Here is a 14,374-nt window from a genome sequence, read left to right on the forward strand (position 1 = left end):
TCCTTCGACTGTCAGCCGACCGCCGACAGGCCGCCGTACATCGACGCCGGGGCGGCGCCGGTCAGGTCGGCCAGGGCGAGCGTCTTGGATGCGGCGGTACGAGTGAGGGCGTACGAGAACTGGTGGGCCGCGCGCACCGTGGGCTCGGGCAGATCCCCGGCCAGCTCGGCGATGGCCGCTCGAACGTCGTCCGGGACGATGTGCCCACGGCGCAGCAGGTGCCGGACGGCTATCTCACCGAGCTCCGGCGGCGAGTAGGCCGGAATCGTCCACAGCTGACCGAACGCCTCCTCCAGTCCAGGCACGCCCCGGCGCAGGGAGCCCACCACTGCGGGCTCGGCCACGAGCACCACCACGGGACCGCCCGGCCGCGCGCGCAGCCTGTCCACGAGCTCGGCCACCACCTCGATGTCCTGGTCGTCATCGGTGATGTCGACGACCAACAGGCCGCCGGTGGCGTCCGTAAGCGCCGCCTCGATGAGATCCCCGGCCTGCCCGGCCCACTGAGGTGCGAGATCGCCCCGGGTCGACGTCCGGGTCTGGTGACCGATAGGGACGAGGCCGACTTCCGACAGCAGCATGCCGTACAGCCGGGCGAACTCGGCCCGACCGGATCCCGGCTGTCCGACCAGGACAGCGTTGCCGGCCCTGCCGTACACCCGCCGACGGCCGTGCAGCGCCGCGAGCTCGAGTACGGTGTCGCCGATGGCCTCTCGGACCGATGACGCGCCGACCAGCGAGGCGATGCGCTTCCACGAGTGGGCGGCCGCGACGGCCGCACGCGGGTCGGCGGTGATGTCCGGTTGCGCCGTCTGATCGGCCGGCAGGTCGACCAGCGCCGCCAGTTCGGGCTCGACGTCGGCCGCGGTGAGGCGGTTCAGCAGCGTCTCGGTCGACGCGGGTGAGGCCGCCAGCCGCGACGCCTGATTGTTGATCATGGCTTCGAACAGCTTGCGCGCCACCCGGCCGTTGCCGAACGTCGCGTTCTTCGGGATGCGGGTGAAATACGTGGTGAGCGCGTCCACCGCGTCGTCGGTCAGCTCGTAATAGTGCTTCGAGCACAGGTTCGAGGTGATCGTGACCAGTTCCTCCACCGAGTAGTTGGGGAACTCCACGGTGCGGGTGAAACGGGAGGCCAGACCTGGGTTGGAGTCGAGGAACTTCTCCATCAGCTCGGAGTAGCCGGCCACGATCACCACGAGCTCGTCGCGATGGTCCTCCATCATCTTCATCAGCGCGTCGATGGCCTCCTGGCCGAAGTCCGGCCCGGACCCGCCGGAACCGGCCGACAGCGTGTACGCCTCGTCGATGAACAGCACGCCGCCGAGCGCCTTGGTCACCAGTTCGGTGGTCTTGATGGCGGTCGAGCCGATGTACTGCCCGACGAGGTCGGCCCGGGCCGCCTCGACCATGTGCCCCTTGCTCAGGATGCCCAGCTCGGCCAGCACCGAGCCGTACAGCCGGGCCACCGTGGTCTTGCCCGTGCCGGGCGGACCGGCGAAGACCAGGTGGCGGCTCATCGGCGGCATCGGCAGGCCACGCTGCTGCCGCACCTGGGCCATCTTCATGAGGTTGATGAGGGCGGTGACCTCGTGCTTGACCCCCTTGAGGCCGATCAGGGAGTTCAGCTCGCGCAGCGGTGCGCTCAGCTCCTCGACGGCTTGGTCCTCCGGCGTCTCGTCCGCCGGCGTGGACGAGTACGAAGACACCGCCGAGGAAGAGGACGGGGTGGGCTCGGGGGCACGGTCCGCCCGCCCCGGCGTGGCCGTCGATTCGACCGTCAGCTGAGCGTTCTCCGAGCGGTGCAGGTCGTCACGGCCGCTGTCCCGCAGGACGCACCGGATCAGGGCCACCGGCTGCGCCGTCTCCACCGAGCAACCGTGGCCGGCACTGTCCAGGATCTCGCAGTCGGTGAAGCGGCCCCGGCTTCCCTCGGCCAGACGCAGGCCGTCGCCGCCGGTCCGGCGGATCCGCAGCCGGCTCGCGTTGGCCACCCCGCCGTCCAGGACCAGGACTCCGTCCGCCGCGGCATCGACGATCTCGGCGTCGGACACCTCCAACTCGGCGCCCTGAACCCGGAGTCCCCCGCCGGTCAGGACAGTGGACCGCAGGTCGAGCCGGGAGCCGGACTCACTGGTGAGCGCGATCGGACCCGTGGTGGTGGCCCGCAGGTCGCGCAGGACGGCCCGGGCGGCGCCGGCCAGGGTCAGGACCGGCTCCGCTCCCCCCTCCAGAGACAGACCCACCCCGTCGACGACCGCCGCGTCCCTCACAACGATGCCGGCCCGGCCGGACGGGTGAGCCCGCACGTCGCGCAGGGTCACCGTGCTTTCCCCGGCGAGCACCGCCACGTTGTCACCGGCGCCGCGAACGGTCACGTCGGTCAGGGACGGGGCGGCACCGTCCACATTGAGCCCGAGCGGCGTGTCGGCGATGGTGCAGCCGGTGAATTCCGGTCGGGCCCGGCCACTGACGTGCACACCGGTGTGACCGGCGCCGATGAACGTGCAACCCGTCAACCGGGGCGCCGCGCCGTCGGTGATGTGTGCCGACTGCAGCGCGGCGCCGGTGAAGGTCGAGTCGATGATCTCGACGTCGGCCTCGCCCCGGCAGAAAAGGTCTACGTTGCCGGTGCCGGACACGGTCAGGCGCCGGATTCGGGCCACGGAACGCTGCTCGAGAACCAGTGCCGGTTTGGCGGCGTCGCGGATCTCGCAGTCCTCCAGGACCAACCGCGCTTCCCCGTTGGCGCACACGCCGTTCGCCCGGGCGCCGCGAACCGTGCACCGCCGCATGGTCAGTGAGCCCTTCTCGCTCACCACGGCGCCGGAGGTGCCCACATCGTGCACGAGAGTGTCCTCGGCCGTGCTGGCGCGGGCCGACAGCACCACGATCCCGGCCCCGGACGGGGCGGTGATCTCACAGCCGCGCAGGGCCAGCGAACCGTCGAGCCGCGCGAGCAACGCCGTCCAGGCCGCCCCGGTGACCCGGCAGTCGTCGAGCGCCACCTCGCCGGCATAAACGTCGAGCGCCGCCAGCTTCGGATCGTCGCTGATCAGCGTGATGCCACGCAGCTGAACTCCCTCGCCGCGCACGACCAGGACGCTGCCTTCCGCGCAGCGCACCTCGACCGGGCCACCCGGCCCCGCGCTGATCGTCAGCCGCTTCCCGAGCTCCAGCTGCTCGGTGTACCGCCCGGGATGCACGACGATCGTGGCGTCGGGTTCGGCCTGGGCCACGGCCGCGCCGATCGTCGTGTAGGCGCCCGGCTCGTGCTTGCTCACGGTCAGAATCTGCCGGCTCATCGGCGCTCTCCTTCACGATCGAGACCAGGCAGCACACTGAACCGGCCGTGTTCCGCCGGGGTGGCCCGCTTCCGCGGCGGAGACTGCGCCCACCGTTCCAGGCTGCGGTGCATCGAGGTCACCGCGAGCTCGTCCAGGGGGGCCCGGTTGCGGTCCACCCGGCCGTCGGCGTCGATCTCGTTGGCCCCGATCTCCCGCAGCAGGATGCCGCCGCGCCGGTCACCCGCCGGCCGCCAGGTCTCGAGGACCTTGAAGCTGGTACCCGGCAGGAACAGCACACGATCTTCGATCCGTTCCGTGCCTTCGGGTTCGAGCAGAGCGGTACGGCGGGCGGTCATGGACCAGAGGAGCAGATCGGTGTCGCCGTCCTGCCCCTCGTGCGGCTGGGTGAGTGCGTTGACCATCGCCCAGTCGGTGACCAGTTTGCGATCGCCGTACAACGCCCATTCACGTTCGTCGGGCGAGATCCGGAACACCGTGCTGCCGCGGAAGGACGGCAGTCGCGACAGACCGGCCACCACGCAGCGGGCGAACGGAACGTGCGGTCCCGGCTCGCCGGTCCTCAGGGCCGCGTCGACACGCTCGCCGCGCCGGGTGAGATACAGCCGCACGGCGACCGAATCGGCCAGCAGACTGCCGGCCTGCGCGCCGCCAGACTGCAGACCGGGCTGTTCGGACATGATGCGTGACACCGAGGACGCCATCCGGTCGAACTCCTCGCTCAACGTCCGGCGTAGCCATTCCCGCTCCTGGTCCAGCGAGCGTTTCGGCAGAACGGCGGTGGCCGCGGCCGCGGGCACGGGTTGGAGAGCCACCTCGGCCACCGTGGCCTTCGCGCCGGGTGCCGTCACCTCCGGCGCAGGATCGGACGTCGGCGGCTGCGCGGGGGGCGTCGGCTCCTTGGGCGGGGCCGGCGGTTCCGTCGTGTCGGCGGGCGGTGTCTTGGCCGGGGCCTTGACGTCGGCCGGCATGTCGACATCGACCGGCAGGACCATGCCCGCCGGCTCCGCAGGCACCGCGATCGTCTCCGGCACCGACCCTGACGATTCCGCCGCTCCACCGTAATCCGCGGGCGGCTCGGGCTCGACGGCGTCAGGTACGGGGACCGGGGATGGTGACATGGCGGGTGGTGACATAGCGGGTGGTGACATGGCGGGCGTTGGCACCGCGACCGACGGTGGCACCACAACCGATGCCGGTGCGGCGGATGTCTGCTCGAGCTGGCCGCGAGCCGGTCGAGGCGCGATGACCGGCAACGACGACGTCGGCCCGGTAAGGGCTCGGGGGGCGCTCGAGTCGGAGCGGGGCTCGGGCAGCTCGACCACGGCCGCGACCGCCGCCGCGGGCGGTGCGGGCAGCGCGTAGTCGGCCAGCACGATCGCCATGGTCCGGTCGCTGCTCTCGGCAATACTCGTGGAGCGGTCGAGGGTCGCGTCCGCCCGGCCGGCGGCTTTGAGGCCGGGGCTGAGCACCGAGGCCGCGAGCGGGTTGCGGCTCGGGCTCTCGGGCAGCCGGGCGGCGAGGTCCCCGGCCAGTTCCCGCATGCGGTCGGCGCGCTTGCCCTCCGAGTCGTCGAAGATGAGGACGGGACCGTCAGGATCAAGCGCCGCCGCCCGTACCCGCTCGGCGTTGCCCGGCTCGTCGACGGGCCGCACCCACAGGCCCGCTTCGACCACCTCCACCACCGCGTCCGGGGCGTACCAGTAGACGCGCGGGCCGATCTCCTCCGCCTGGTTCAGCGGCGACCGATGACTGAGCACGTCCGGACGGCGCGCGCGGGTGTTCTCGTGGGCGCGCGGGGTGTAGCGGAGTTCGGTGGCGAACGGCGCCCAGCCCAGGGAGCCGTCCGGGCGCACAGCTCGGATGTGCGACTGCCGCGGCGTCCCGACCGGCACGCCGGTGTAACAGACGACCGTGGTGCCGAACAGGTCGGCCAGGGCCTGCCCGAGCGCCTCCCCCTCGGGCAGGCGGACCCGGCCGTACTGCACGAAGCGGGTACGGGCCTGCAGCTCCGGCGGCAGGTCGCGCCAGAACCGGACGACGTCGTCGAGTGACAGCGCCGGTGTGCCCGGACAACCCAGCAGCACCGGCATCGTGTCGGAGTCCAGCGGCACGTTGTCGACGAGCCGCCGGCGGTGGTCCGCCACCTGTCCGGGGTAGCGGGTGTCGTGTATCCACACCGCGCCCGGCAGCGGCTCGATCTCGCCGTTGGCACTCGTCGGACGGTTGTCGGTGACCGCGCTGTCCCAGGCCGGCGTCGGGAACCGTTTCGAGTCCCAGGTGGGTGGCCTTCCCGGCCGGAAGCGGACCCAGCCGCTGTGCGGATGGGAGTGCACCAGCAGTGCGCCGCCGGCACCGCGCACGAGGTCGCCGTCGGGCGCGATGACCGTACGGTTCAGCCGTTCCGACAACCATTGTCCGGCCATGGCCGCGGAACCCCGGTTCCGGCCGCAGGCCATGAGCCGGATACCGCGCCGGTGCCGCGGCAGCACGGTCGCCATCGACTCCCACGAATTGATGGCGAGGCCGTCGCCGAGGTCGAGCACGACCACGTCGTTGTCCTCGTCGGTGTTCACCGACAGCGCCAGCGACTGCGCCTCGGCGCTGATGGCGTCAGGCGTGTGCAGGACGATCGCGTTGCCGACCACGTGCCGCACGATCGGGCCGTCCTCGTCCCTTCGAGGGCGTCGCGATTGCCAGATGGCGGGGGCCATGTCGACCTATCCTTCTGCGAGAACGGAGATGGACTCGCGACTGAGCGCCGGCCCCTTCCGCAATGCGGTCAGCAGTTCCTGTGGGAAAGGCACCGGTTTCACTGCGCTGATCTTCAATGCGGCCGCAGCCGACGAGTCCTTCACCGGGAAGGCGACACCCTCCGACGAGATGTAGTAAAGCTGGACAGTGCCGGATGAGGTCCGGGGCACGGCGAACACGACCATCGCCGCCCCGACCGGACCACGCACCGCACCTCGTGCGGCGCCGCCCTTCCCGGGGATGACCGCCGGCGCCTCGACCACGACGCTGCGCACGGTGTTGGCCGTTTCCGGCGCCTGGCGCAGGCAGAGCTTCCGGTCGTCCCGTTCGTGCACCGTGGCATCGGCCAGGTCGGGCAGCCGGTCCAGCAGGGAACGGTCGGCGGACTTCGGCGCGGCCACGACGTCCGCGCCGGCCAGGAAGACCGGCTTGGTGCGGCTCCGGGCGGAGGCGAACAGGAACTCCGTACGGCTCATGACGGCCAGGCCGTCGGCGCGGAGCACGAAGAACTGCTGGATGGGACCGGGACTGTGCCGGAACAGGGTGCCGATCGGGTACGACCGCCCGCCGACCCGGGGCCCGGCGGCCCCTCGCCCCGCGATCTCCGCCGGCGCGAGATCCGGGCCCGCCGGAAGGTGACGGAGCCACGCGGCCGTGACCGGGTACGCGGTGGCCGCCGCGACGCCCAAGGCGACCAGCACGGCTTCGTCCCGGACCCGTAACCGGCGTCCCTGAGTGAGCAGATACACGATGTCGCCCGGTCCTCGCACCACAGAGATCTCGTTCTCCGGCACCGGGGTGAACGGCGCGCGGGGGTCGAGGTCGATGGTCACCCACGGCGCGGCGGAGCCCGAGCCGGACGGGTCCGGCGAGCAGACCAGCCACGGGCCGGACACGAAAGACTCCGGAGGCGGGATGTCCCGAGGCCCGCCGGCGATCCCGATGACCTGGCCACGGGGCACGCCGGCGAGTGACTTCCTCGACACCAGCTTCACCTTGGCCGCAGTCCCCTGCCACAGCAACGCTGTCGGCAGGTCGGCCGGATGCAAGACGCCGTCGACGAGGACGTACCGGGTGCCGGTCTCCTTCTCGACCAGCACGAGGCCGGGCTCGCGAAAGGACTTGCTGCCACCGGGAACGATCCAGCCGTAGACGCCGAAGCCGGCCACCACGAGCACAGCGAGGAGAATGCCGAAGAGCAGCCCGGTGAGCGCCCGGCGGCCGGGTACCTCGCCACCGGACGGGTCGCCCAGGACGAGAGCCGAGTTCAGCCTGCTCATCATGAACTGATGGGCATGAACATGATCGCGTTGAGTCTGCACGTCGCCTACCCGAACAGTCCGCGCGCCCAGCCGTAGAGGCCGAGCACCTGTGCGAGGACCGGCAACACGGCCAGTCCGGTCATGACGTCCAGGAAGGTGGCGGCGTACTCCCAGAACGGGAGCATGCGGCGCGGCCACGGGCGCATGGCCGCCATGACCAGCGGCACGAGCAGGACGGCCAGCCCGATCAGCAGCAACGGACGTCCGGCGGACGGCACCGAGGCCGAGAACCGGTCGATGACCATCAGAAGGCCCGCGACTCCGGCCACGACCAGAGCGATCCGATGCCAGAGACCGAGAAACGTGCGGGCGCGCAACAGCAACGCCGCGGAGACGACGGCGACCAGAGTCCATCCCGCCCACCCGGGCGTGCGAAGGGTGAAGAAGAACAGGAACGGGAGCAGCAGGGCCGAGGCGCCCAGCACCGCGACGAGATAGCTGTCGGCGTCATCGGCGCGTGACCGCACCTGCTCCGAGGGCTCGGGCTCGATGTCGTAATGCATCTCGGCACCGGTCTTGGGCAGCTGCGGACCCCGCAGTCCGGAAATTTTGACTGCGGCCCGGGGCGCCAGCACGATCACAGCGAAGATCGAGGCGGCTCCGATCGCCGCGATACGCGAACCGCTCATCGCGAAGAGGATGTGACTGCCCAGGACGGCGGTCACGGCCAGGGCCAGAATTCCGGCCAGCAGCAAGGGCAGGAACGGCAACCGCGGTGCGGCCGTGCGCTGGCTGAGGATCAGGACGACGGTGACCAGGACGACTGCCACCGCTGCGGCGAACAAGCCCTGCGGCGGGCCCCCCACAGTGGTGCCCGCGGCCACTGCGGCGAACATGGCCGAACCCCCTCCGAAGAGCAGGCCGTACGCCGGATCGTCGAGCTTGCGGCCGGAGACCAGCGCCGAGGCCAGCAAAGCGACCGCGAGCACTCCGGCCGGCACCGCCTGGGCGGCCACCGGTCCTCGGTCGAGAATCACCGTGGCGATCACTGCCATCGCCACGCCGGACAGCAGCAGGAACAGCACACGCCGATATTCCGGCTGCCAACGGTCGGCACGGCGGTTGACCACCGTCGCCACGCCGTCGGCCACGTCGTCGAAGTCCAACTCCGGCAGCGGGTCATCAGCTTGACGCAGGTGCAGCTGTTCGCCGTCGAGCCAGTCCAGGGACTCCGGGGTGCCGCTCAGCTCGAACGGTGCCTGACCCAGGCGTTGCAGCACCCAGCCGCTGGCGGCGATGGTGTCGTCGGGATGCGTGGCCACGACGTGGGAGGCGAGGACCGGCAGGAGCGACGCCACCGTGGTCGTCACGGGCACCGCGAGATCGACCCTGCGCTCCGGTCCCACCACGGTGATACGACACTTGTCGGCCTGTACGACGGCGCTCATTTGCCCTTCCCTCTCATCGGCCGGGCTCCCCGGCCACGTATCCGGTCTGCATCAGTCGCACGCCTCGCCGGGTGACGAGCTGGGCCCGCCCGGGCGGCAGGCGCCGCGGGGCCGCCTCGCCGAGGAACTTGCCCTCCTCCTTGGGATACGAGAACAACGTGGCCGGGGTGCCGAGCTCCCACATGCGGCGGATGACCGGGTCCATCATCGAGCGGCCGGCACCGGACGTGCTGCGGGCGACGATGACGTGCAACCCGACGTAGACACCCTGCGCCAGCAGCGGCAGCAACGGCTCCAGGGTCGATCCAGCCCCGGTTCCGCGCGTCATCAGGTCGTAGTCGTCGACCACGACGAACAACTCGGGACCTTCCCACCAGTCCCGGCGCTTCATGCGCTCGGAGGAGATCTCCGCACCCGGCAACCGGCGCGTCAGCGACACCGAGGCCTGGCCGGCCAGCTCCAGGAGTTTGTCCCCGGTGAAGCTGGCACCGACCTGGTAGTCGGCGCTGATCGCGGTGTCCAGGTCGCGCCGCGAGTCGCCGAGGATGACCTTGGCCTGTTCCGGGGTGTAGCGCTGCTGGACAGCCCGCAGCACGAGCCGCAGCATGTTCGACTTGCCGGTCTCGTTGTCGCCGAAGACCAGCAGGTGCGGTGTGGCCAGGAAGTCGTGCCACACCGGGGCCAGCCGCTGCTCGTCCAGGCCCAGACAGACGCGCATGTCCGGTTGTGGGTCGGGAAGATCAGTGACCGGCAGGTGGGGTGGCAGCATCCGCACCGGCGGGGCGGGCGGGCCGGTCCAGAATGTCGCGACCTCCTCGGCGACCGCCTTGGTCGCCTCGGCCAGGTCGTCGACCGCCGCGACGCCGTCGATCCGGGGCAACGCGCCCAGGAAGTGCGACCCGTCGGGGGTGAGCCCGCGGCCGACCTGGTTCGGCACCGTGGCCGCCTTGCGAGAGCCGAACTCCGAGTCCATCGAGTCGGCCAGCCGCAGCTCCAGCTTGGTGCCGAGCAGGTCACGCAGCCAGGTCCGCATCTCCGACCACCGGGTGGCGGTCGCGATCACGTGGACACCGAACGAGAGGCCCCGGGAGGCGATCTCCTGGATCCTGGGCTCGAGGTCGGAGTAGTCCTGCTTGACGGTGTACCAACCGTCGATCACCAGGAAGACGTGGCCGTGGCGGTCCTCGATCTCGCCCCGCGCCCGGGCAGCCAGATAGGACGCCATGGAGTCCATGCCGCGCTGCGTGAACTCCGCCTCGCGCAGCTCCATGATCTGGCTGACCTCCTCGAGCGTGCGCACCACGCGGTCGCGCTCCAGCCGCGTGGCGATCGAGCCGACATGGGGCAGCCCGGCGACCGAGGCGAGGCCGCCACCGCCGAAATCGAGTCCGTAGAACTGCACTTCGGCTGGGGTGTTGGTGAAGGCCAGGGCGAGCATGAGCGAGCGCAGCAGCGTCGACTTGCCGCTCTGTGGCGCCCCGGCGATGCCGACGTGACCGTCCGCGGCCGACAGGTCCACGACGAGCAGCTCGCGCAGCTGGTCCTGCGGCTTGTCGACCACGCCGACCGGCACCCGCAGCCGGCCCCGCATGCCCTGATCCTCCACCGACATGCCCCGGAAGGGATCCGGCGTGAGGCTGGGCAGCAGGGCGTCCAGCGTGGGCGCAGTCGACAGCGGCGGAAGCCAGATCTGGCGGGCCGGCGGGCCGGCTCCGGCCAGCCGGTCGAGCAGCACCTCGACCAGGCTCGGCGCCGTCACCTCGGGCTGCGGGTCGTCGGCGCTTTCCGCCTCGACCGGCTCGATCTCCTCGATCCGCTCAGGCAGGGGCAGGAGTCGCGTCGTGAACGGAACCACGTCCGCGGCGACGACGTCGATGTCCGGCGCCGCTCCCGCGCCCGGGGCACGTCCGACATAGGGCCCGGAGACGTACGCGGCTTTGAACCGGACCAGATTGGTGGTGTCCACCTTGAGATAGCCGTTGCCTGGCTCGGGCGGGAGCTCATAGGCGGCGCCGACACCAATGACCGCGCGCGACTCCATCGACGAGAAGGTGCGCAGGGCCAGCCGATACGAAAGGTGGCCCTCCACCCGGTTGATGCGGCCCTCATCGAGCCGCTGAGAAGCAAGGAGCAGATGGACGCCGAGGCTGCGGCCCAGCCGTCCGATCGAGACGAACAGATCCATGAACTCGGCCTTGCTCGACAGCAGCTCGGAGAACTCGTCCACGATGATGAGCAGCGTGGGGAAAGGCACCAATGGCGCGCCCGCCCCCCGGGCCTTCTCGTAGTCGAACAGCGACGCGTAGCCGCTGGCCCGCAGCATCTCCTGGCGCCGGGTCATCTCGCCGTTGAGCGCGTCCTGCATGCGGTCGACCAGCGGCAGTTCGTCGGCCAGGTTGGTGATGACGGCCGAGGTGTGCGGCAGCCGGTCCATGCCCAGGAAGGTGGCGCCGCCCTTGAAGTCGACCAGGACCAGGTTGAGGATCTCCGACGAGTGGGTCGCGGCCAGCCCGACCACGAGGGTGCGCAGCAGCTCGCTCTTGCCCGAACCGGTGGCACCGATCAGCAGACCGTGTGGCCCCATGCCGCCCTGCGCCGACTCCTTGACGTCGAGCTCGATGACCTCACCGTCCGCGGTGACGCCGATCGGCACCTGCAGGCGGTTGCGCTGCGGCTGCCGGGACCGCCAGAGCGCGGCCACGTCGAAGGTGTGCACGTCACGGATGCCCAGCAGCGTGGCGAGGTCGAAGTCGCTCTCCAGGGGCTCGTCGACGATGTCGAGCGTGCCGCTGGTCCGCTTCGGGGCGATGATCCGGGCCAGCGCGTCGGCCTGGGTCTCGGAGAGCCCGTCGCGCACCGCCGAGCCGCTGACGTCGCCCGCGGGATAACGCACCTCGGCGCCGTCCACGGTGAGCCGCAGCACCTTGGGCCCACCCGGCATCGCCCCGGTGATGTCGAGCAGGACCACGTTGCGGATGCCCGAGCCGAGCAGCCGGGAGCTGTCCGGGATGTCGGCCAGGTGGGCGACGATCACCAGGAAGGGTTCGGTGGAGCTGGGCCGCGCGGTGCGGTCGTGGTCGCCGCGGTCGGCAAGTTCCGTCCCGAGCAGGTCCAGCAACGCGTCGTGGTCACCGGCGAAGAGCCGCACCGGGCCGGCGGCGTCGACGTCGGTGGGGTGCGCGTTGTGCGGAAGCCACTTCACGAACTCCCAAGGGCCCCGATGCACCTCAGTGGCCAGGACCGCGACCCGCAGCTCGTCCGGCGCATGCAGGGTGACCAGCTGAGCCACCATCGCCCGGGCCAGTTCGACGGCGGGGCCGGCCTCGCCCTCGAACTCGATGCTGGTGAAGCTGCGCAGGTTCACCGAGATCGGGATGCCGGACACCGACCGGTAGGCCTCGACGAAGCGACGCAGTGCGATCGACGACAACGGTTCGAGGTCCTCGACGGGCTTTGTCTCCGGCGGGACGAACGACCGCATGGCGGTCTGGCGGCCCAGCCCGATCCGGACGCGGGCGAAGTCCTCATGCGCGGGGCGGCGTTCCCACAGGCGGCTGCTCATCGCGAGCGACCACAGCCACTCGGGCGGCGGGTTGTCCCACAGCACGTGTCGTCGCTGTTCGTCGGCCGCGGCGCGAGCCTGCTTGCGCAGCTGGGCGATGTAGCGCAGGAAGTCCCGCCGCTCGCCGAGCATCTTGCGCTTGCGCTCGGCGGCGCCCCGGCCGACCTGCACCACGCCCATCAGCAGCATGCCGGCGGCCATGGCGCCGCCCATCACGTACATGATCGGTGCCCGGCTGTAGAGCCCGAACATCGCCATCATGCCGCCCATGCCGAGGCCCATCGGCACGGTCATCGCGAACGACCGGAAGTCGAGTTGCGCGTCCTCGGCCATGACCGGTGGCTCCTGCAGGTGCACCTCTCCCTCGGGTGCCTCGGGCCCGGCCGCCCGGGGCGGTCGCTTGACGGTGACCGTGCTCATCCCAGGGTTCCCGAATGCCTGGTTCCGTTGCCCCAGGCGTCGGTTTCCTGCCGCAGCAGGCCGACCGCGTAACGGTCGTTGCGGAACCGTTCCACCGCGGCGTCGCCGTCCTCGTCGTCCGGCTCCTTCTTGGCCGGCTCGCGCTTGGCCGCCTCAGCTTCGGCCTGCCGCTCCTTCTCCTCGTCCCACAGGCGCTTGCGCTCGACCGCCGCCTCATAGACCTCTTCGACGGTGCGGTCCGGGCCGCCGCAGTACAGCACCGGCTCCTCGGCCAGGGCCGGGCTTTCGGAGGAGCGCCGCCAGACCTGCCGGGGCACCGGCCCGGCGTTGTTCTGCGCAGTCATAGTTCAGCTCCTGTTCGTCGGGTCTTCGTGCGGGCGGGGGCCGTCCTCGAGCAGCCAGCTACCGTCGGTGTCGCCCCATGCCGCCGGGTCCTCCTCGACGTGTTCCAGATCGAGGACCGGCACCACGTCGTCAGCCGGAGCCACCGGCGTGGCTTCGGCCCAGGGGCCACCGGCAGCCCAGGCTTCGGCTGTCTCGGCCAGCAGCTCAGCAGCCTGGGATGAGGCGACCGCCGGCTCCTCCTCCGCATCGGCCACCGGCGTGAGTGGCATGACCGGCACGGCGGGCGCCCGCGTGCCCACCCCTGGGCTCGGCTCGGCCCAGCCCTCCGACTGCGTGAGCACCGGCTCCGCCGCGGCAACCGGCACCGGTTCGGCGGCGGGGGGCGGGCCCTGCTCGAGTTCTTGCTTGCCGGGCGACCGGCTCTCGCCTCCCTTCGCGGGGGCGGCCGGCCGGTCACCGGGCGCTGTCTGGCCGGGTGCCGAGCCGGACGGCACTGGCACGGCCAGAGGCGGCTCGGCGACCTGCGGGACATCGCCCGCCGGGTCGCCCCGGTCCCACTCGCCGCCGTCGCCACACACCAGCCCGGCCGCATCGGGACGGCCGGACTTGCTGTCGGAGCCGGCCGGGGATCCCGGCGGGCCGCCCTCCGGGAGTGCGGACATCATCATGGGAGTGGCCGTCGGAGCCACCTCGAAGCCGGCTCCGGCGGTGTCCAGTCCGGACCCGCCGGCTGCGACGCCACCGGTCGGCACGTCCGGCCCCTCCACGCCGTCGAGCTGCCAGTCGGCCACGTCCCCCTCGACCAGTCCGGCCGCGTCCGGCCGGTCGGGCACGCCCGAGCCGCTGCCGCCCTGCGGCCCACCGCCCGGGCTGCCCGGCGCCATCGGCATACCGCCCGTGCCCGGTTTTCCGGCACCCGAGCCCACTCCGGCACCCGAGCCCACTCCGGCGGCCGGTCGCCCGCTCGGTGAGCCAGCAGCACCCGAGGTGTTCGGCAAGCCGGCTCCGCCTGCGGAGTTCTGCAGGCCGGTTCCGCCCGCAGGGGTGAAACCGCCGGGTTCCGGAGGCCGCAGAGCCGCGTTGCCGCCCACGGGCGTCCAGGCTTCCGCGTCACCCTCGAGCAGCCCACTGGCGTCTGGACGATCAGGCACGCCGGAGCCGCCACCCGCGCCCCCGGGTGAGCCCGGCGGGGCCGCTGGTGGCATACCGCCGGCGCCCGGCGCGCCGGCATTCGGCGCGCTGGCATTCGGAACACCGCCCGGCAGACCCGGAAGGTTG

The 14,374-nt window shown here is 71.5% G+C and carries 7 protein-coding genes; all 7 read right to left on the minus strand.

What is annotated here, in order from left to right:
• Positions 1-11 precede the first annotated feature (11 nt).
• Genes LXN57_RS39120 through LXN57_RS39150 form a run of 7 tightly spaced genes read right to left on the minus strand, consistent with a single transcriptional unit; the run spans position 12 to position 13,980 of the window.
• Positions 12-3,305 (minus strand): right-handed parallel beta-helix repeat-containing protein, encoded by a 3,294-nt coding sequence (locus LXN57_RS39120; protein WP_251803274.1) that lies wholly within the window; start codon positions 3,303-3,305, stop codon positions 12-14.
• Positions 3,302-6,019: a hypothetical protein gene (locus tag LXN57_RS39125; protein WP_251803275.1), complete on the minus strand. Its 2,718-nt coding sequence runs from the start codon at positions 6,017-6,019 to the stop codon at positions 3,302-3,304. The genes LXN57_RS39120 and LXN57_RS39125 overlap by 4 nt, the downstream gene beginning before the upstream one ends.
• Positions 6,020-6,025: 6 nt before the next feature.
• On the minus strand, positions 6,026-7,381 hold the full coding sequence (gene eccB, locus LXN57_RS39130; protein WP_251803276.1) for a type VII secretion protein EccB: 1,356 nt from the start codon (positions 7,379-7,381) through the stop codon (positions 6,026-6,028).
• A 5-nt stretch (positions 7,382-7,386) separates the two neighbouring features.
• The gene (gene eccD / locus LXN57_RS39135; protein WP_251803277.1) at positions 7,387-8,769 is read right to left on the minus strand and encodes a type VII secretion integral membrane protein EccD; all 1,383 of its coding nucleotides are present in this window, start codon (positions 8,767-8,769) and stop codon (positions 7,387-7,389) included.
• A 13-nt stretch (positions 8,770-8,782) separates the two neighbouring features.
• The gene (eccCa, locus tag LXN57_RS39140; RefSeq protein ID WP_251803278.1) at positions 8,783-12,751 is read right to left on the minus strand and encodes a type VII secretion protein EccCa; all 3,969 of its coding nucleotides are present in this window, start codon (positions 12,749-12,751) and stop codon (positions 8,783-8,785) included.
• On the minus strand, positions 12,748-13,095 hold the full coding sequence (locus LXN57_RS39145; protein WP_251803279.1) for a hypothetical protein: 348 nt from the start codon (positions 13,093-13,095) through the stop codon (positions 12,748-12,750). Before LXN57_RS39145 ends, eccCa begins: the two co-directional genes overlap by 4 nt.
• A gap of 3 nt (positions 13,096-13,098) precedes the next feature.
• Entirely contained in the window at positions 13,099-13,980 is an 882-nt protein-coding gene (locus LXN57_RS39150; RefSeq protein WP_251803280.1) for a hypothetical protein, read from the minus strand.
• Between the last annotated feature and the right edge of the window lie 394 nt (positions 13,981-14,374).

The sequence above is a fragment of the Paractinoplanes hotanensis genome (genome assembly GCF_023717965.1).
Lineage (GTDB): Bacteria > Actinomycetota > Actinomycetes > Mycobacteriales > Micromonosporaceae > Actinoplanes > Actinoplanes polyasparticus.